We start from the raw sequence: 18,494 nt of genomic DNA, 5'->3' as shown, positions 1-18,494 counted from the left end.
CCGGGCGCCCGGCTACAGGCCGCCTTCCCTTCCACGCGAATGGCGGAAACTTCCGCCGCCAACCCTCCGGAAAGGGCCGGATTTCAAACGAGCGGCGCCCTCCCGGGACGCCACTGAAATCAGATTTTTTCGACCTGAGCGTATTCCAGCTCGACCGGGGTGGCGCGGCCGAAGATCGACACTTCCACCTTGAGGCGCGACCGCTCCTCGTCGACATCCTGCACGGTGCCGTTGAACGAGGCGAACGGACCGTCGGAAACGCGGACCTGCTCGCCGATCTCGAACGAGACCGAAGGCTTCGGACGATCGACGCCGTCCTGGACCTGCGACAGGATGCGCTCGGCCTCGCTGTCCGGGATCGGAACCGGCTTGTTGTCCGAACCGAGGAATCCCGTGACCTTCGGCGTATTCTTGATGAGGTGGTACGCTTCGTCCGTCAGGTTCGCCCGCACCAGCACGTAGCCGGGGAAGAACTTGCGCTCCGAATCGACCTTGCGGCCGCGACGCACCTCGACAACCTTTTCGGTCGGCACGAGGATCTTCTCGAACAGGTGATCAAGGCCCTTCTGGCGCGCCTTGTTCTCGATGTCCTCTGCGACCTTCTTCTCGAAATTCGAATAGGCGTGGACGATGTACCAACGGGAAGCCATGTTCATCTCCAACCAATCAGACGCTGGCGCTGAGGACGAGGCCGATCAGCCAGCCAATCAACTGGTCCGCAGCGAAGAAGAACACTGCAGCCAGGAAGACCATGACGAACACCATGACGGTCGAGATCATCGTCTCGCGCCGCGAGGGCCAAGTCACTTTCGCCGTCTCGGAGCGAACCTGCTGCAGAAACGCAATCGGATTTGTTTTCGATGCCATTGAATGTCCACGCCATTACGGCACGTAAAGCTGAATTATCAGCCCCACGCACCGCGTGTCTGTTTTGCCCTACATAAAGCCCGATTCCCTTTTTCACAAGAGGCAACCGGACTTTTAACGAATTATGACGGCCGAACGCCGTCATGCCATCTTTCCCGTCGCTGCAAGTCGTCCGCGCTGTCCGGTGAAAATGGCAGGGGCAGAGGGGCTCGAACCCCCGACCTGCGGTTTTGGAGACCGCCGCTCTACCAACTGAGCTATACCCCTAGCTGCCTGCCGCTCCGTGGTGAAACACCTGTCGCCGGCAAGGCATGGCGTCTTTACGGCGCACGGATCGACTTGGCAAGCCCGAAGACGAGATTTTTTCACAGGTTAGCGCCAAGCGCCCTCCCCCGGCGTCCTCACCAGGCGAAACGAAGCCGCGCCCTGACCGCGCCGACCAGCCTCATGTCCTGCCGGCGCACGGAGGCGCCGAGGTCGAGGCAGTCGAAGACGCGCTGCTCGACGCCGAGTTCCGCGCCGATGTGCTTCTGTCCGCTGGCGGTCGAACCGGTGGCGACGAAGGACGTTCCGGTCGGCAGCGCCTGGATGCGCGCCTGCTGCGTCACGCGCACCGCGCCGCGATCGCCGCTGCGCATGTTGGCATCGGCGGAGACGGCGGGCGTGAGGACGATATCGATGGAGGGCGTTGCCATCCAGCGGCGGGAGAGGCCCGCGCTCGCCGAAACCCGGCCGGTCAGCGGATTGTAGCCGGCCGTGACGTTGCGCTCTGCACCGGACTGTCCCGTCCCGCGCATCTCCGCCCAGAGGCGCGCATTGTCGCGCGTGTCGCGGATGCGGCCGCTGGAGGACGCGGTGACGGAGATGTCCACCCCGGCGCTCATCTCGGCCGCCGTGGCGGCCTTGGCGCCCAGGCGCAGGCGATAGGCATAGCTGGACAGTTTTGCCGGGGACCAGATGACGAGGGAATCCTCCGCCCTGGCCGCGCCGGCCGGCGGAATCAGGAGAATCGTCGAGAGAGCGAGCGCTGCGCGCGCCGCGCCTGCAAAAGAGGTCATCGAGGTTCAGGCCCATGTCTGGTTGCCGTGATGCGCGCGGCACGGCCCGTGCCCGCCACACGCAGGGGCGCCGCCGCAATATACGGGATCGAAACGATCCCTCGGCGCCGGGCCTGCGGTTCACCGTCCAGGCCATGTCGCTCCAGGCGACGCGGCAAATCTACCCGCTGGCGCCGATCGCCTCTATCCCCAGACCTGACGAGTTATCGCCAATGGCTAAAAAAGCACACCATTTCAAAGCGCTTGAAAACAAAAAGGCCCCGCGGTCTCCCGCGGGGCCTTCATCCGGTCAAAGACCCGATATTACTCGACGATCGAGGCGACGATGCCGGCGCCGACGGTGCGGCCGCCTTCGCGGATCGCGAAGCGCAGCTTTTCTTCCATCGCGATCGGAACGATCAGCTCGACATCAACCGTCACGTTGTCGCCCGGCATCACCATTTCCGTGCCTTCCGGCAGCGTCACGATGCCCGTCACGTCCGTCGTGCGGAAGTAGAACTGCGGACGGTAGTTCGTGAAGAACGGCGTATGACGGCCGCCTTCTTCCTTCGTCAGGATGTAGGCTTCGGCCTTGAACTTCTTGTGCGGCTTGACCGAACCCGGCTTGCACAGGATCTGGCCACGCTCGACGCCGTCACGGTTCACACCGCGCAGCAGCGCACCGATGTTGTCGCCGGCCTGGCCCTGGTCGAGCAGCTTGCGGAACATCTCGACGCCCGTGCAGGTCGTCTTCGTCGTCGGGCGGATGCCGACGATCTCGATTTCCTCACCGACCTTGACGATACCGCGCTCGACGCGGCCCGTGACGACCGTGCCGCGGCCCGAGATCGAGAACACGTCTTCGATCGGCATCAGGAACGGCTGGTCGATCGGACGCTCCGGCGTCGGGATGTAGCTGTCGACGGCGGCCATCAGCTCGCGGATCGCGTCTTCGCCGATCTTCTTGTCCGAATCTTCGAGCGCGGCCAGAGCCGAGCCCTTGATGATCGGAATGTCGTCGCCCGGGAAGTCGTAGGACGACAGAAGTTCGCGCACTTCCAGCTCGACGAGCTCGAGCAGCTCGGCGTCGTCGACCTGGTCGACCTTGTTGAGGAACACGACGATGGCGGGAACGCCGACCTGGCGGGCGAGCAGGATGTGCTCGCGGGTCTGCGGCATCGGGCCGTCAGCGGCAGAGCAGACCAGGATCGCGCCGTCCATCTGGGCAGCACCGGTGATCATGTTCTTGACGTAGTCGGCGTGGCCGGGGCAGTCGACGTGCGCATAGTGACGGTTCGGCGTCTCGTACTCGACGTGCGCCGTCGAGATGGTGATGCCGCGGGCCTTTTCTTCCGGGGCGGCGTCGATCTGGTCATACGCCTTGAACTCGCCGAAATACTTCGTGATCGCTGCCGTCAGCGACGTCTTGCCATGGTCAACGTGGCCGATCGTGCCGATGTTTACGTGAGGCTTAGTGCGCTCAAACTTACCTTTTGCCATGTTTTTATTCCTACTGAACGAAAGTTGGGCTAACCGGCCCGTCCGGTTTGGCAGGCGTTTAAGGCTTTCGCAACGAATGCGCAAGCCTTAAATGCACAGGGGAAACATGCCGGAAACGGGCTGGGGCAAGCCGGATGGACGATAGATCGGGATGCGGAATCGCTTTTTCAAGGCAGGGCCTTAGAGCGGAACGCTGATTCTTTTTCTGAAGGAAAACTGGAGCGGGTAGCGGGAATCGAACCCGCGTATTCAGCTTGGAAGGCTGCTGCTCTACCATTGAGCTATACCCGCGGGGGCCTTGATCCGTCTGACAGAATGGTGGAGGGAGTTGGATTTGAACCAACGTAGGCTGAGCCAACGGATTTACAGTCCGTCCCCTTTAACCACTCGGGCATCCCTCCATATTCCGTCGGGATCAAGCGACCAGTGTCGACCGGCGGGCAGTGCCTTGTGGGCGGCGCCTTCGATCTGGCGGCGTATATGACGGGCACAAATCGTCCTGTCAACACGAGGCTACGGAAAAAATTGCGAAAAACATCATCGTCCCCAATCGGCGGCCGGCCGGCGCGGCTGGCGGGCCGCCGGCGTCCCGCCGGGAGCGTGCCGCGCGCGGGCCCAGGCGCCTCCTGCTCCCTGTTTTTCCGTTTTTTGCCCATCCCTTGCGCAAAACCGCTGCACAGTTCGATGCGACTTGGTCTATAAGGCCGCATGAGCAAAGACGACACTGGCGGCAAGTCCGCAAAAGACACCCACTATGCCAAGCTGCGCCGGGCGCATCGCGACCAGCGGCGCGAGCGCGGCGAGATTCCGACGCCCAGGGACGACCGCCGCCGCAAGCAGGCGGAAGGCTGGAAGGCACCGGCCCTGACGCCCGACCAGGTCTATCTCTACGGCCTGCACACGGTGCGCGCGGCGCTGGACAATCCGGAGCGCAAGATCATCAAGCTTTCGGTGAGCCAGAACGCCGCGCAGCGGCTGGAGCTGCCCGATTTCTCCACCCTGCCCTATCCTATCGAGACCGTGCTGCCGTCCGACCTCGACAAGGTGCTCGGCCCGGAAGCGATCCACCAGGGCGTGATGCTGGAGACGCGCCCCCTGCCCGTGCGCCGGCTGGAAGCGCTGAAGGACAGCCCGTTGCTGCTCGTGCTCGACCAGGTGACGGATCCGCACAATGTCGGCGCCATCATGCGTTCGGCGGTGGCCTTCAATGCCGGCGCCGTCATCACGACGCAGCGCCACTCGCCGACCGAATCGGGCGTGCTCGCCAAAACCGCGTCCGGCGCGCTGGAACTCATTCCCTATATCCAGGTCACCAATCTCGCCGACGCGCTGGAGGAGCTGCACAAGCTCGGCTTCCTGACGATCGGCCTTGATTCGGAAGGCCCTGAGCCGCTGGAAGGCACGCTGTCCGGCGACCGCATCGCGCTCGTCATGGGTGCGGAGGGCAAGGGCCTGCGGCAGAAGACGCGCGCCACCTGCAAGGCGCTCGCCCGGCTCGACATGCCCGGCGCGATCAAGTCGCTCAACGTCTCGAACGCCGCGGCGATCGCGCTCTATGCCACGCAGCGGCATCTCTTGAGCTGAACCGGCCACGCGCAAATGCGAAACGCCCGCCGGTTTCCACCGGCGGGCGTTTTGCATGTCGAGGAACGGCGCTTAGCTGGCAAGCTTCAGGGAACCGCGATCATTGATGGTGCGCTCGGCCTCGGAAATAGCCTCGATCTTCGAATCGGGGCTGAGGTTCAGGCCTTCGGCACGCACCACTTCCACATCCGTGATGCCAAGGAAGCCGAGCACGGCCTTCAGATAGCTTTCCTGGTGGTCCATGGCGGCCGCCGGACCGGCGGAATAGTGGCCGCCGCGGGTGGAGACGATGATGACCTTCTTGCCCTTGGCGAGGCCCTCGGGGCCTTCGGCGGTGTAGCGGAACGTCTTGCCGGAAACGGCGATGCGGTCGATCCAGGCCTTCAACTGGCTCGGCAAGGAGAAATTGTACATGGGCACACCGAGGATGATCGTGTCGGCGGCCAGGAACTCGTCGAGCACCACCTTGCCTTCGGCGACGTCGGCGGCGATCTGCGCGTCGACCTCTTCCGGCTTCGCATTGGCGGCCATCAGATGGGCGCCGGACAGGTGCGGCAGCGGATCGGCGGCAAGGTCGCGATAGGTGATGGTGGCGGCCGGCTGTTCGGCCTTGATCTGGGCGGCGACGGCGGCCGTCAGGCGGCGGGAGACGGAGTGCTCGCCGAGAATGCCGGAATCGATATGGAGGATGTTCATGGGTCAGCACCTTCGTTTCGGTTTGGGTGCGACACATATGTTCCGAAAACAATCGCGCGATTAGACAGCAAAAATCCAATTGACTGTTTCACCCGGGAAACAATAATTCGCAAAACCGCCCGGAGATAGCCATGCAGGACCTGAACGATCTCGCGCTCTACGCCGCCGTGGTGCGCCACAAGGGCTTTACAGCAGCGGCGAATGCGCTGTCCGTGCCGAAGTCCAAGATCAGCAAGCGCATCGCCGCTCTTGAGGAGCAGCTCGGCGTGCGCCTCATCGAGCGCTCCACCCGCAAGCTTGCCATCACCGATATCGGCCAGTCCTTCTACGAGCGCTGCGAGGCGGTGCTTTCCGGCGTGGAGGCGGCGGAGGCCGTGATCGCGGTCGCCAAGGCGGAACCGGCCGGCACGGTGCGCCTGTCGATGCCGCCCGGCTTTGCGCCCATGGTGGCCGACGTGCTGCCGAGCTTCATGAAGCGCTATCCCGGGGTGCGCCTCTCCATCCTCACCACCGGCCGCGCGGTCGATCTCATCGAGGAGCGCATAGACATCGCGCTGCGCGTGCGCGACGGGTACGACACGGACCAGTCGCTGATCGTGCGCCGCTTTGCCGGCACGCGGCGCTACCTCGCGGCAAGCCCGCGCTTTCTGGAGCAGCATGGCCCGATCGACCTCGAAACGATCGGCCGCGTTCCCACGCTCTCCATGCAGGAAAACAGCCCCAGGGCGATCTGGACGCTCTTCCACAAGAACGGCGACGTCTACGACGTCGCCCACTCCCCGGTGCTCTTGTGCTCGGATTTCAGCGTGCTGGAACGGGCCACGATCGAGGGCATCGGCCTTGCCCTCTTGCCGGACATGATCGTGGAACGCGGCTTCCGCAGCGGCTTCCTGATGCCGGTGCTGCCGGAATGGTCGAGCGCGGAATCAACCGTGCACGCCGTCTTCACCTCACGCCACGGCATGCTGCCGGCCGTGCGCGCCCTCATCGACCACCTCGCGGAAAACCTGCCCCGCTCCATGGAGCGCTGCCAGGAAATCGTCCCGATAACCGCGCTGGACAGCAACTGGTCGATCTGAACCCGCCCTTTTCCCTTTACAGCGGCGGAGAATATGCTAACTCCCTCGCTGAGTGCCCTTATAGCTCAGTTGGTAGAGCACCTGATTTGTAATCAGGGGGTCCCGGGTTCGAGTCCTGGTGGGGGCACCATTTTTGTTTGCGCGACGCCGCCCGCCAAGCCATCGCGCCGGTTCGCCTGCGCTCCGCTTCGACGCACCGTTTTGTTTTCGCGACACCACCTCCTTCCACATTGCCGTCCATTGCCGACTGGCCTATAGGCGTTTGATCGACGGGCGCCTCGGGGGCCTGCATTTCCGTTTCGCAGCATCGGCCGACACCGGCTATCGCGCGAAACCCATGGCGGAGGAACGAAGGTGGCGGACGACAAGGGACCGGTTTCGAAGGTGGTGGTCGAGAAGCGGATCGACGGGAAATATTTCTATTCGCTGACCTTCCGCGGTGTCACCTATCCCGTGAAGGGGCCGTTCGGCACGCCGATGGAGGCAGCCGCCAACGGGCAGGCCGTGCTGAAAAAGCTGGAGGAGCGGGCCGGGCCGGCCGGGACCTGAGCGCTGTCGCCTCACGACGTGCTGTCATATTTTTCAGATGCGCATGCCGTAAAGGCATGCGACAAAGACGGGCCTCGGGTGCAGGACGCGCCGCAGGCTTGCTCAGAGGATGCGGATCGACGGCATGGCGCGTAACTTCAACTCCCTCTCCTTCGTCGCCTCGCAGGCGGCCGAAGCGCAGGAAGCGCGCACCGAACTGATCTCGATCTACGGCAACGCCGATCCGGAAGAGGCCGATGTCATCGTCGCGCTCGGCGGCGACGGCTTCATGCTGCAGACGCTGCACACGACGATGAATTCCGGCAAGCCCGTCTACGGCATGAACCGCGGCTCCATCGGCTTCCTGATGAACCGCTACGACCCGAAGGATCTGCCCGACCGCATCGAAGGTGCGGTGGAGAACGCCTTCCGCCCGCTGGAGATGATCACCGGCGACGCGAGCGGCCAGGAGCGCCGGGCGCTCGCCATCAACGAGGTCTATCTCTTCCGCCAGTCCTACCAGGCGGCAAAGCTGCGCGTCAGCGTCGACGGGCGGGTGCGGCTGGAGGAACTGATCTGCGACGGGCTGCTGCTGGCGACGCCCGCGGGCTCGACCGCCTACAACCTTTCCGCCCATGGGCCGATCCTGCCGCTGGAAGCGCCGCTGCTGGCGCTGACGCCCGTCAGCGCCTTCCGGCCGCGGCGCTGGCGCGGCGCGCTGCTGCCCAACAAGGTGACGGTGGAAATCGAGGTGCTGGAGGCGGAGAAGCGGCCGGTCAATGCGGTGGCCGACAATACCGAGGTCAAATCGGTGACGTCGGTGCGCATTGCCGAATCGGCCGGACTTTCGGCGCATATCCTTTCCGATCCCGATCATTCCTGGTCCGACCGGATTCTTGCCGAACAGTTCGACTACTGACACGGTTATCCAGACCAGGGACAGGAGTTTCGCCATGACGCGGCACGCACTTGCCACCGCCCTCACCCTGCTTTTCCTTGCCGGACCGCCCGCCTTCGCGCAGGAATCGCCGGTCGCGGAAACCATCACCTTCGTCGTCTCCACCGGCTTCTGGGAGGAGCCGGTGGAGACGGACGAGGAAGACGCGGAGACCGCGGCCGAGACGCAGGAGCCCGCCGCCCTGCGCCGCGGCTATTACAAGCTGGTCGCGGCGCGCCAGCCGGATGGCACGGCGCAGGTCCACCTCCAGCAGATCGAGGCGACCGCCGAAGGCCCGAAGATCGCCTCCTCCACGGTGCTGGAGGAATTTTCGGCGATGAAACCCTATGTGACGGACATCCGGCCGGAGAATTCGTCCGGCATCACCACGCAGCCGGGGCTTTTCGCAACGGTCTATCTGAAGACGGACCCCAAGGCCGCAGAGCCCGAGGGCTGGACGGTGCTGATCGACGACCTCGGCGAGATCAAGATCGAGCGGGCGACGAACTGAGACCGGGCGCCTGCAACCTTTCCTCGGTCATCCTCGGGCGACGGAGGGGTTGCAGGATCATCGAACGAAAAACGGGCGCCGAAGCGCCCGTCACGATGTCGTTTATTGAAGATTTCAGTTCAGGTCGTCCACGACCGCGTCCGCCCCGCCGTTGACGCGGTGGGCGAGTGCGGCTTCCATGAACTCGTTGAGCTCGCCGTCGAGCACATCCGAGGGAGCGGTGCTTTCGACGCCGGTCCTGAGGTCCTTGACCAACTGGTAGGGCTGGAGGACGTAGGAGCGGATCTGGTGGCCCCAGCCGATATCCGTCTTGGAGGCGGCTTCGGCGTTGGCGGCTTCCTCGCGCTTCTTCAGTTCCGCTTCGTAGAGGCGCGCACGCAGCATGTCCCAGGCCTTGGCGCGGTTCTTGTGCTGCGAGCGCTCCTGCTGGCAGGCGACCACGATGCCGGTCGGGATATGCGTGATGCGCACGGCCGAATCGGTCGTGTTGACGTGCTGGCCGCCGGCGCCGGAGGAGCGGTAGGTGTCGATGCGGCAGTCGCTTTCGTTGACCTCGATGTTGATCGACTCGTCGACGACCGGGTAGACCCAGATCGACGAGAACGAGGTGTGGCGGCGCGCATTGCTGTCATAGGGCGAGATGCGCACGAGACGGTGCACGCCCGATTCGGTCTTCAGCCAGCCATAGGCATTGTGGCCCTTGACGAGCATCGTCGCGGACTTGATGCCGGCCTCTTCGCCGTCATGGACTTCCAGCAGCTCCACCTTGTAGCCCGAGCGCTCCGCCCAGCGGGTGTACATGCGCAGAAGCATGTTCGCCCAGTCCTGGCTTTCCGTGCCGCCGGCGCCGGAATGCACTTCGAGATAGGTGTCGTTGGCATCCGCCTCGCCGGACAGCATGGCCTCGACCTGCTTGCGCGCGGCCTCGACCTTGAGCACCTTCAGGGCGTTCTCGGCTTCCTTGACGATGTCAGCGTCGCCCTCTTCCTCACCGAGCTCGATGAGCTCGATATTGTCCTTGAGCTGCTGCTCGATGGCCTTGACGCCATTGATGCCCTCGTCCAGTTGCTGGCGCTCGCGCATCAGCTTCTGGGCTTCCTGGGCGTCGTTCCAGAGGGTCGGATCCTCTGCCTTGTTGTTCAACCAGTCCAGTCGTCTCAGCGCCTGATCCCAGTCAAAGATGCCTCCTCAGCAGGCTTATGGCCTGCTTGATTTCGTCGACGATGTTCTCGATTTCCGCGCGCATATCCGCCTTCTTCTTCAATGCTATTTCGGTGGCCGTGAAATAGAGAGGGCGGGCGCGGATGTAAAGCCCCGCGCCCGCCCTCGAACCGGATCATCGCTTGATCAGAACAGGCCGCCGCTGCCGCCCGTCACCGCCTGGTTGGCCTGCGGCGAGCTCCTCAGGATCTCCTCGGGGCTGGCATAGTCCTCACCGCCGATGACCGAGAAGACGGAGGCCGGGCCCGTGCCGGGCTTGAAGGCTTCCATGATCGTGTCGGGCTGGCCCTCGGAGGCCTGCATGCCGGTCTTGCGGTTGACGGCGATGAACTGCATGCCTTCCGGCACGATGAACTTCGTCGGGCGCGTGCCTTCGAGGGCGGCCTGCATGAATTCGTTGAAGATCGGCGCAGAGAGCGAGCCGCCCGTCGCGCCGCGGCCGAGCGGGGCCGGGCTGTCGAAGCCGATATAGAGGCCGGCGACGAGATCCGGCGTGTAGCCGACGAACCAGGCGTCCTTCTCGTCGTTGGTCGTGCCGGTCTTGCCGGCGGTCGGGCGGTCGAGCTTGATCTTGCCGGCGGCCGTGCCACGCGTGACGACGCCCTCCATCATCGAGGTGATCTGGTAGGCGGTCATCGGATCGAGCACCTGCTCGCGGTTGTCGACCAGCACCGGCTCTTCCTGGTTTTCCCAGTCATTGGCGTTGCAGTTCTCGCAGGTGCGCTCCTCGTGGCGGAAGATCGTCTTGCCGTAGCGGTCCTGGATGCGGTCGATCAGCGAGGGCTTGATCTGCTTGCCGCCATTGGCGAGCACCGAATAGGCCGAGACCATGCGCAGCACGGTCGTCTCGCCGGAACCGAGCGACATGGAAAGCACCGGATACATCTTGTCGTAGATGCCGAAGCGCTCGGCATATTCGGCGACGAGGTTCATGCCCATGTCATTGGCAAGGCGCACGGTCATCAGGTTGCGCGAGCGCTCGATGCCGAGGCGCAGCGTCGAGGGGCCGGCAGCCCCGCCGCCATAGTTCTGCGGGCGCCAGACCTGGCCGCCGGCGACGATCTCGATCGGCGCGTCCATGATGACGGAAGCCGGCGTATAGCCGTTGTCGAGCGCGGCGGCGTAGACGAAGGGCTTGAAGGAGGAGCCCGGCTGGCGCATCGCCTGCGAGGCGCGGTTGAATTCCGACTGCGCATAGGAGAAGCCGCCGACCATGGCGAGCACGCGCCCGGTATGCGGGTCCATGGCGACGAGGCCGCCCTGCACCTTCGGCGGCTGGCGCAGGCGGTACGTGCCGTCTTCCAGCGGCTCGACATAGACGACGTCGCCGACGGTGAAGACACCGGCCGGCGATTTCGCCGTCTTGCGGTCGCCCTTGGCCGAACGGTAGGCCCAGGTCATGGCCTTGGCCTCGATGCGGCCGGTCACGCGCTCCTCGACGACCTTGCCGGAGGCTTCCTTGCTCGGCTGGAGGCCGATATCGGCGCCGCCGTCATCGACGGCGAGAACGACGGCGAGCTTCCACTCCGGCACGTCGGACAGCGAGTCGACCTTGGCGAGTTCCACGCCCCAGTCGCCGCCGATCTCGATCGTCTTGATCGGGCCATGGAAGCCGCGGCGCTCGTCATAGCTGAGCAGGCCCTTCTGCAGCGCCTTGCGGGCGGCAACCTGGATGCGCGGATCGAGCGAGGTGCGCACCGAAAGACCGCCCTCGTAGAGCGCGTTGTCGCCATAGCGCTCGATGATCTGGCGGCGGACCTCTTCGGAGAAGAACTCCGAGGCGAAGAGATAGGAGCCGCGATGACGCGGCGTCACGCCGAGCGGCTGTGCCTTGGCATCCGCGCCGTCGCTCTGGGTGACGTAGCCGTTCTCGACCATGCGGTCGATGACCCAGTTGCGGCGCTCGATGGCGGCCTCGGTGCGGCGGAAGGGATGGTAGTTCGACGGGCCCTTCGGCAGGGCGGCGAGATAGGCGGTCTCGGCGATCGTCAGCTCGGTGACGGACTTGTCGAAATAGGTGAGCGCCGCGCCGGCGATGCCGTAGGAATTCAGCCCGAAGAAAATCTCGTTGAGATAGAGTTCGAGGATGCGGTCCTTGGAATAGGCCTGCTCGATGCGGAAGGAGAGGATCGCTTCCTTGACCTTGCGGTCGATGGTCTGGTCGGAGGAAAGCAGGAAGTTCTTGGCGACCTGCTGGGTGATCGTCGATGCGCCGACCGGACGGCGGCCGGACCCCATGTTCTGCACGTTGACCACGATGGCGCGGAAGAGGCCGGTCACGTCGACGCCGGGATGCTGGTAGAAATTCTTGTCCTCGGCGGAGAGGAAGGCGGCCTTGACGCGGTCCGGGATCGCCTGGATCGGCAGGTAGAGGCGGCGTTCCCTGGCATATTCGGCCATCAGCGCGCCGTTGCCGGCATGCACGCGCGTCGTCACCGGCGGGGCATAGCTGTTCAAGACCTCATAATCGGGAAGATCCTTGGTGACACTTCCGAGATAGAGCGCGACCGCGCCCGCCACGGCGAGGAAGAAGACGGCGCCAATCCCGAAGAAATATCCAATCAGTCTGATCATGAGCCAGTTACCGATGCCTTATGCTTATAATGTCATCGGGCAGACCTGCTGCCCGGCCTTGTACGCCCCCGGCTCATCCGGCCGTTGCGCGCTCCCGTCGAGGACGAGTCACCCCATTTTCTCGTTCCCGTCTAGCGAGCGGAATGTGAGGAAAATAGGGCTTACAGCATGCATCCGGGCTTCGCCACCGCACAATGGCGGCCGCTGTCACTTTTCCGGCACAGGCAAACCTAGCACGTTCCGCCCCTGCGCGCCGAAAAACCTCAGCCACCGTTGGCGACGACCGTCGCGCGGTACTGTTCCACGGCCCTGGCGACGAGACCCGCGACCTTCTTCTGCCAGGCCGGATCGATCAGCAACTGCTCGTCGTCCTTGTTCGACATGAAGCCGAGTTCGAGCAGGATCGAAGGCACGTCCGGCGCGGTCAGCACGCGGAAGCCCGCATGGCGATGCGGATTGTTGATCAGCAGCACCTGGTCCTTGAAATTGCTGACGACACTCTGGGCGAGGTTGATCGAGAAGGCCTGCGTCTCGCGGCGCGTCAGGTCGAGCAGGATATCGGCCACTTCGGCCGGCTCGTCGACGAAGGAGATGCCGGCGATCTGGTCGGACAGGTTTTCCCGCTCGGCAAGGCTGGCCGCGAGGCTGTCGGAGGCCTTGTCGGAAATGGTGTAGACCGTCGCGCCGCGGATGTCCTTCTGCTTCAGCGTGTCGGCGTGGATGGAGATGAGCAGGTTCGCCCCCTCGTTGCGGGCAAGCTGCACACGCTGCGAGAGCGAGAGGAACTCGTCCTTGTCGCGGGTGAGGATGGCGCGCGTGCCGGGCAGCGCGTTCAGCGCCTCGGTAAGCTGGCGGGCGAAGGCGAGCGTGACGTGCTTTTCCTCCGTCTTGGTGACGGCGCCGCGCGCGCCGTTGTCGATGCCGCCATGGCCGGCGTCGACCGCGATGACGAAGGGGCCGTCCGCCCGGCTGCCGGGCAGCATGACGGACGCCTGTTCGGCTCCTGGCGATACGGCCGCTTCCTGCCAGCTCTGCTTCTCCATCAGCCCCTGGAAGGCCTGGTCGGTGACGATCGCCGTGTCGACGACCAGCCGGTAGCTCGCCGCCCCCTCTTCTTCCTGCACCTCGGCCAGCACGACGCCGACCGGGCGCGATGCGGTCAGGACGATGCGCGAGCGGCCGGCGGCCATCGTGCCGTAGCGGATGTCGGAGAAGATGCCGCGCGCCTCCAGCTCTTCCGCCTTCACGCCGAAATCGGTTTCCGGCAGGTCGATCAGCACGCGGTAGGGATTGGCAACGTAGTGGACCTTGAAGTCCGGCTTGCGGTCGAAATCGATGATGAGGCGGGTGCGGGCATCGTCACCGGCAATGCGCGCGGAAAAGGCGAGCAGCGGCGCGGCCGAGGCCGAAACGGCAAGGGCGGGCGTGACGAGCGACAGGCTGAGTGCGGCGACGATCGCGCCGGCCGCGACGCGGGCAAGGGTTTCGGTCAGAAGGCGTAGCATCACCACTGGCAGTCCGTTCAAACGCGTGGAAACCGCGCGATGCGGCACAGGACGAGACCCATAGATGCCCCCATATGGTTAACCGAAGCTTGCCAAGGGGAAATGCCGCAGCGCCTCAGCAGCCATAGGGGCAATTCCATCAAGATTATGACGCTTTTGGCTTTTCCCTTGCCATTGTGACATATCCGCCATAAAAGCAAAATCAGGGAAAAAGAATAGACGGGATAGAATCGCTTAGAGCAGGCAGCCACTCCTTCGGGGCTTGGCGCCGAACCGGGCCTTCATCCGCCGTCGCACCGCTTTTTCCCGGCCGATAAGATCGCGTAAACCGGCGGTGGCCGGAACAGTCAAGGTGGATTTCCACCAAACGCCCTTACCCAAGGGCAATTTCATCGGACCGATCAGGTCTATGGCACAGGCATTCTCGTTGGACGTTGATGTTGTCACAGCGGATTTTATCAGAGGGTAACAGGCACCGGGGCGTTCGCGTACCGGCCGCCCTCCGTCCGCCAACCCCGCACCGGGGCCCGACGAGAACTTACATATCCGGCGCATCCCTCTCCTCCCCCGGCACTTCCCTAGATGGGAACGGTTCGCCGCCAGGATTGCGGCTGCGCCGAGGAGCTCAATCTACATGGCAGAGAAAATGCTTATCGATGCGTCTCACGCTGAAGAGACGCGCGTCGTTGTCGTACGCGGAAACCGCATAGAAGAATTCGACTTCGAATCCGAACACAAGAAACAGATCCGCGGCAACATCTACCTTGCCAAGGTCACACGCGTCGAACCGTCGCTCCAGGCGGCCTTCGTCGACTACGGCGGCAACCGCCACGGCTTCCTGGCCTTCGCCGAAATCCATCCGGACTACTACCAGATCCCGCTTGCCGACCGTCAGGCCCTGCTGAGGGCCGAGGCCGAGGAACATCGTCGCGACGACGATATCGAACCGGTCGAGACGGCCACCGATCTTTCCGAGGATACGGAAACGGCGGAGGTTGCCGAAGCCCCGGCGGCTGCCGAAGAGGCGCCGGTCGCCGCGGCCGCAGAGGCAGAGGTCGAGGTTGTCGAGACCGCCGCCGAGCCCGAGGTTGCCGAAGCCGCTGCCGCCCCTGCGGAAGAGGCCCCGGCCGAAAAGCCGAAGAAACCGCGCCGCCCGCGCAAGGCCAAGGCGAAGGCCGAGGACGCGCCGGCTGCCGAAGAGGCCGCCGCCCCCGCCGAAAGCGGCGACGACGAGACACCCGGCGGCGCGATGGCCATGGCTGTCGACACCGACGAGATCTCCGAGCCCGCCGAGCGCTCGCGCGGCCGCCGTCGCCGCGATGACGACGACGATGACGACGATCATCACGGCGAGGAGAAGGAAGTCATCGAATCCGTCGGCGCCGAAGACGCGATGGAAGAGGTTCCGGACCGCGTGCAGCGCAAGCCGCGCAAGCAGTACCGCATCCAGGAAGTCATCAAGCGCCGCCAGATCCTGCTCGTGCAGGTCGCCAAGGAAGAGCGCGGCAACAAGGGCGCGGCGCTGACCACGTACCTGTCGCTCGCCGGGCGCTACTCCGTCCTGATGCCGAACACGGCACGCGGCGGCGGCATTTCCCGCAAGATCACCAACCTGCAGGACCGCAAGCGCCTGAAGGAGATCGCCCGCGACCTCGAGGTTCCGCAGGGCATGGGCGTCATCCTGCGCACCGCCGGCGCGAACCGCACCCGCGTCGAGGTCAAGCGCGACTTCGAGTACCTGATGCGCCTGTGGGAGAACGTCCGCACGCTGACGCTCGCCTCCACGGCCCCCTGCCTCGTCTATGAGGAAGGCTCGCTCATCAAGCGCTCGATCCGCGACCTCTACAACAAGGACATCAGCGAGATCATCGTCGCCGGCGAGGAAGGCTATCGCGAAGCGAAAAGCTTCATGAAGATGCTGATGCCGAGCCATGCGAAGGTCGTGCAGCCCTATCGCGACGTGCATCCGATCTTCTCGCGCTCGGGCATCGAGGCCCAACTCGACCGCATGCTGCAGCCGCAGGTGACGCTGAAATCCGGCGGCTACATCATCATCAACCAGACCGAGGCGCTCGTCTCGATCGACGTCAACTCCGGTCGCTCGACGCGCGAGCACTCCATCGAGGAGACCGCGCTCCAGACGAACCTGGAAGCCGCCGAGGAAGTGGCGCGCCAGCTTCGCCTGCGCGACCTTGCCGGCCTCGTCGTCATCGACTTCATCGACATGGAGGAGAAGCGCAACAACCGCGCCGTCGAGAAGCGCCTGAAGGACCATCTCAAGAACGACCGCGCGCGCATCCAGGTCGGCCGCATCTCGCATTTCGGCCTTCTGGAAATGTCGCGCCAGCGCATCCGCGCCTCGGTCCTCGAATCCACCATGCAGACCTGCCCGCACTGCAACGGCACGGGCCATGTGCGCTCGCAGTCGTCGGTCGCGCTGCATGTCCTGCGCGGCATCGAGGAATATCTGCTCAAGAACACGACGCACAACATCACCGTGCGCACCACGCCCGACATCGCGCTCTACCTGCTCAACCACAAGCGCGGCACGATCATCGACTATGAGGGCCGCTTCGGCGTCGCCATCATCATCGAGGCGGATGCCCATGTCGGCGCGCAGCATTTCGCGATCGACCGCGGCGAGGCCGTCGAGAACCCGGTCAAGATCGAGCAGATCCTGCATTTCGAGCCCGAGCCCGAAGACGACGACATCGAGATCGAAGACGAGATCGACGAGGAAGAGGAAGAAGCGCGTCCCGCTGCGGCTGCGCAGTCCGCCTCGGCGTCGTCCTCCTCCGACGAGAACGGCCGCAACAAGCGCAAGCGCCGCCGCCGCCGCCGTGGCCGTGGCCGCGAGAATGGCGAAGGCACCGACACCGCCTCCTTCGGCGGCGAGCAGGCCGGCGATGAAGATGTGCTCGACGACGACGATGCCGATGGCGAAGAGGGTGTGGAAGCATCCCAGGCACAGGCCGACGACACGTCCGAGCGCCGTAAGCGACGCCGCCGCGGCAAGCGTGGCGGCCGCCGCAACCGTCTCGAGGACGGTTCGGTCGAAGCCGGCGCGGAAGAGGCCGAGGACGCCGGTGGCGAGGCAGATGAAGCCGAAGAGGGCGTGGCCGTCGAGGTGGAGGTCGCTGAAGTGACCGTCGCCGCGGAGGAAGCCCCGGTCGAGGCCGTTGCCGAAGAGCCGCCGGCCAAGCCGAAGCGTGCCCGCCGCAGCCGTGCCAAGGCCGCCGGAGAGGTCGCCACCGACGAGGCTGCCCGCAGCGAGATCGAGGCCCAACCGGTCGCCGCGGCCCCCGTCGAAGAGGTGACGCCGGCCGAGCCGGAAGTCGAAGTGGCCGCCGCCGATCTCCAGGAGCCGGCCAAGCCCGTGCGCGCCAACCGTGATCTCTCCAAGATCGCCTCCGAGCCGGTGGTGAAATCCTCGACGGCGAAGGAAGCGGCGCCGGCCGAGGAAGCGGAAAAGCCCAAGAAGGGCGGCTGGTGGCAGCGCCGCGGCTTCTTCTAAGAACCGCCTGCATCCAGAAAATCAAAAGACCCGGCATCGTCCGGGTCTTTTTTCGTCTGCGGGAATCGGGTGGTTCCCGCCGCTCCCTTCTGCGACATCCGGGCCGCAGGAAACCAGCAAGGGAGAATTCCATGCCCCGCCTCGACAACAAGATCGCCATCATCGCCGGCGCCAGTTCCGGTATCGGCCGCGCCGCCGCGCTTCTCTTTGCCCGGCAGGGCGCAAGGCTCGTGCTGTCCGCCCGCAGGCGCGGGCAGCTCGAAGAGCTCGCCAGCGACATCTGCGCGGCAGGTGGCGCCGCCATTGCGGTGCCGGGCGACGTGAGCGAGGAGGCGCACCACAAGGCGCTGGTCGACGCGGCACAGGTCGAATTCGGCGGCCTCGACATCGCCTTCAACAATGCGGGCACGACAGGCCCGGTCGGTCCTCTCACCGGCCTTTCGCTTGCCGAATGGCAGAACGTCGTCGCCGTCAACCTGACCAGCGGCTTCCTTGCCGCCAAGTACCAGCTACCGGCTCTGGAGGCGCGGGGTGGCGGCAGCCTTGTCTTCACCTCGACCTTCGTCGGCTACACGGCGGGTTTTCCGGGGCTTGCCGCCTATGCCGCCTCGAAATCCGGCCTTGTCGGCCTCGTGCAGGTGCTGGCCTCGGAATACGGGCGCAAGGGCATCCGCGTGAATGCGCTGCTGCCGGGCGCGACGGACACGCCGATGGGGCGGGAGGTGGCGAACACGCCGGAGGCCCGCGATTTCATCGCCGGCCTCAATGCCTTCAAGCGCATCGCCGCGCCGGAGGAGATCGCCCAGGCGGCGCTCTTCCTCTGCTCGGATGCCTCCAGCTTCACGACCGGCACGGCGATGCTCGTCGACGGCGGCGTGTCGATCAACCGGATCTGAGGCTCACAGGGAGAATCAGGGCCTTGCGGGAGTGATTCCGTTTCG

General features: G+C 64.9%; 15 protein-coding genes and 4 tRNA genes. 8 read left to right on the top strand and 11 right to left on the bottom strand.

From position 1 onward, the window contains the following. Positions 1-119: 119 nt before the first annotated feature. The 7 genes from nusG to shn_RS07395 all read right to left on the bottom strand — a co-directional run bounded on the left by nusG (position 120) and on the right by shn_RS07395 (position 3,805). Positions 120-650 carry a transcription termination/antitermination protein NusG gene (gene nusG / locus shn_RS07425; RefSeq protein WP_064329841.1) on the bottom strand — a complete coding sequence of 177 codons (531 nt, stop codon included), beginning with the start codon at positions 648-650 and terminating at the stop codon, positions 120-122. A gap of 16 nt (positions 651-666) precedes the next feature. Then, positions 667-867 (bottom strand): preprotein translocase subunit SecE, encoded by a 201-nt coding sequence (secE, locus tag shn_RS07420; protein ID WP_064329840.1) that lies wholly within the window; start codon positions 865-867, stop codon positions 667-669. A 191-nt stretch (positions 868-1,058) separates the two neighbouring features. Beyond that, positions 1,059-1,134: transfer RNA gene (locus shn_RS07415), tRNA-Trp, on the bottom strand. Positions 1,135-1,268: 134 nt separating this feature from the next. After that, the gene (locus shn_RS07410) at positions 1,269-1,925 is read right to left on the bottom strand and encodes a hypothetical protein (RefSeq protein ID WP_064329839.1); all 657 of its coding nucleotides are present in this window, start codon (positions 1,923-1,925) and stop codon (positions 1,269-1,271) included. A gap of 303 nt (positions 1,926-2,228) precedes the next feature. Continuing rightward, positions 2,229-3,404, bottom strand: coding sequence for an elongation factor Tu (gene tuf / locus shn_RS07405; RefSeq protein ID WP_064329838.1), 1,176 nt, complete (start codon positions 3,402-3,404; stop codon positions 2,229-2,231). 217 nt (positions 3,405-3,621) lie between these two features. Beyond that, positions 3,622-3,695 (bottom strand) — tRNA-Gly (locus shn_RS07400). A gap of 25 nt (positions 3,696-3,720) precedes the next feature. Further along, positions 3,721-3,805 (bottom strand) — tRNA-Tyr (locus shn_RS07395). Positions 3,806-4,112: 307 nt separating this feature from the next. Between shn_RS07395 and rlmB the strand changes: the two genes are divergently transcribed. Beyond that, positions 4,113-4,988 (top strand): 23S rRNA (guanosine(2251)-2'-O)-methyltransferase RlmB, encoded by an 876-nt coding sequence (gene rlmB / locus shn_RS07390; protein WP_064329837.1) that lies wholly within the window; start codon positions 4,113-4,115, stop codon positions 4,986-4,988. Between the two features lie 72 nt (positions 4,989-5,060). On the opposite strand, the gene shn_RS07385 is transcribed toward rlmB, so the two are convergent. Continuing rightward, a complete protein-coding gene (locus shn_RS07385) occupies positions 5,061-5,684 on the bottom strand; it encodes an FMN-dependent NADH-azoreductase (RefSeq protein ID WP_064329836.1) in 624 nt (207 codons plus the stop codon). Positions 5,685-5,815: 131 nt separating this feature from the next. On the opposite strand from shn_RS07385, the gene shn_RS07380 reads away from it, so the two are divergent. The 5 genes from shn_RS07380 (at position 5,816) to shn_RS07360 (ending at position 8,739) form a co-directional block, all read left to right on the top strand. Continuing rightward, the gene (locus tag shn_RS07380; RefSeq protein ID WP_064329835.1) at positions 5,816-6,763 is read left to right on the top strand and encodes a LysR family transcriptional regulator; all 948 of its coding nucleotides are present in this window, start codon (positions 5,816-5,818) and stop codon (positions 6,761-6,763) included. Between the two features lie 54 nt (positions 6,764-6,817). Further along, positions 6,818-6,893, top strand: a tRNA-Thr gene (locus tag shn_RS07375). Between the two features lie 224 nt (positions 6,894-7,117). Beyond that, positions 7,118-7,312: a hypothetical protein gene (locus shn_RS07370; protein ID WP_064329834.1), complete on the top strand. Its 195-nt coding sequence runs from the start codon at positions 7,118-7,120 to the stop codon at positions 7,310-7,312. A 124-nt stretch (positions 7,313-7,436) separates the two neighbouring features. Next, positions 7,437-8,210 carry an NAD kinase gene (locus tag shn_RS07365; RefSeq protein ID WP_064332484.1) on the top strand — a complete coding sequence of 258 codons (774 nt, stop codon included), beginning with the start codon at positions 7,437-7,439 and terminating at the stop codon, positions 8,208-8,210. A gap of 34 nt (positions 8,211-8,244) precedes the next feature. Further along, on the top strand, positions 8,245-8,739 hold the full coding sequence (locus shn_RS07360; RefSeq protein WP_064329833.1) for a hypothetical protein: 495 nt from the start codon (positions 8,245-8,247) through the stop codon (positions 8,737-8,739). Between the two features lie 114 nt (positions 8,740-8,853). Here the strand turns inward: shn_RS07360 and prfB are convergent. The 3 genes from prfB to shn_RS07340 form a co-directional block, all read right to left on the bottom strand. Continuing rightward, positions 8,854-9,985, bottom strand: a protein-coding gene (gene prfB / locus shn_RS07355) for a peptide chain release factor 2 (RefSeq protein WP_133033364.1) whose coding sequence is annotated in 2 segments (ribosomal slippage) — positions 8,854-9,915 and positions 9,917-9,985 — 1,131 coding nt in all. Because the reading frame shifts where the segments join, the coding sequence is not laid out codon by codon here. A 101-nt stretch (positions 9,986-10,086) separates the two neighbouring features. After that, positions 10,087-12,534, bottom strand: coding sequence for a penicillin-binding protein 1A (locus shn_RS07345; RefSeq protein WP_064329830.1), 2,448 nt, complete (start codon positions 12,532-12,534; stop codon positions 10,087-10,089). Between the two features lie 263 nt (positions 12,535-12,797). Continuing rightward, on the bottom strand, positions 12,798-14,039 hold the full coding sequence (locus tag shn_RS07340) for an N-acetylmuramoyl-L-alanine amidase (RefSeq protein ID WP_064329829.1): 1,242 nt from the start codon (positions 14,037-14,039) through the stop codon (positions 12,798-12,800). 634 nt (positions 14,040-14,673) lie between these two features. On the opposite strand from shn_RS07340, the gene shn_RS07335 reads away from it, so the two are divergent. Both shn_RS07335 and shn_RS07330 read left to right on the top strand, forming a co-directional pair. Beyond that, positions 14,674-17,553, top strand: coding sequence for a ribonuclease E/G (locus shn_RS07335; RefSeq protein WP_064329828.1), 2,880 nt, complete (start codon positions 14,674-14,676; stop codon positions 17,551-17,553). A 131-nt stretch (positions 17,554-17,684) separates the two neighbouring features. Then, entirely contained in the window at positions 17,685-18,449 is a 765-nt protein-coding gene (locus tag shn_RS07330) for an SDR family oxidoreductase (protein WP_064329827.1), read from the top strand. Positions 18,450-18,494 lie beyond the last annotated feature (45 nt).

This window comes from Shinella sp. HZN7 (assembly GCF_001652565.1).
In the GTDB taxonomy this organism is placed as follows: domain Bacteria; phylum Pseudomonadota; class Alphaproteobacteria; order Rhizobiales; family Rhizobiaceae; genus Shinella; species Shinella granuli.
This window is presented reverse-complemented; position numbering and strand designations above follow the sequence as displayed.

Excerpts from the sequence above, each read along its gene's own strand:
- shn_RS07340 (WP_064329829.1), bottom strand. The coding sequence starts at position 14,039 with ATGCTACGCCTTCTGACCGAAACCCTTGCCCGCGTCGCGGCCGGCGCG.
- nusG (WP_064329841.1), bottom strand. The coding sequence starts at position 650 with ATGGCTTCCCGTTGGTACATCGTCCACGCCTATTCGAATTTCGAGAAG.
- rlmB (WP_064329837.1), top strand. The coding sequence starts at position 4,113 with ATGAGCAAAGACGACACTGGCGGCAAGTCCGCAAAAGACACCCACTAT.
- shn_RS07360 (WP_064329833.1), top strand. The coding sequence starts at position 8,245 with ATGACGCGGCACGCACTTGCCACCGCCCTCACCCTGCTTTTCCTTGCC.
- shn_RS07380 (WP_064329835.1), top strand. The coding sequence starts at position 5,816 with ATGCAGGACCTGAACGATCTCGCGCTCTACGCCGCCGTGGTGCGCCAC.
- secE (WP_064329840.1), bottom strand. The coding sequence starts at position 867 with ATGGCATCGAAAACAAATCCGATTGCGTTTCTGCAGCAGGTTCGCTCC.
- shn_RS07330 (WP_064329827.1), top strand. The coding sequence starts at position 17,685 with ATGCCCCGCCTCGACAACAAGATCGCCATCATCGCCGGCGCCAGTTCC.
- shn_RS07335 (WP_064329828.1), top strand. The coding sequence starts at position 14,674 with ATGGCAGAGAAAATGCTTATCGATGCGTCTCACGCTGAAGAGACGCGC.
- shn_RS07385 (WP_064329836.1), bottom strand. The coding sequence starts at position 5,684 with ATGAACATCCTCCATATCGATTCCGGCATTCTCGGCGAGCACTCCGTC.
- tuf (WP_064329838.1), bottom strand. The coding sequence starts at position 3,404 with ATGGCAAAAGGTAAGTTTGAGCGCACTAAGCCTCACGTAAACATCGGC.
- shn_RS07345 (WP_064329830.1), bottom strand. The coding sequence starts at position 12,534 with ATGATCAGACTGATTGGATATTTCTTCGGGATTGGCGCCGTCTTCTTC.
- shn_RS07365 (WP_064332484.1), top strand. The coding sequence starts at position 7,437 with ATGGCGCGTAACTTCAACTCCCTCTCCTTCGTCGCCTCGCAGGCGGCC.
- shn_RS07410 (WP_064329839.1), bottom strand. The coding sequence starts at position 1,925 with ATGACCTCTTTTGCAGGCGCGGCGCGCGCAGCGCTCGCTCTCTCGACG.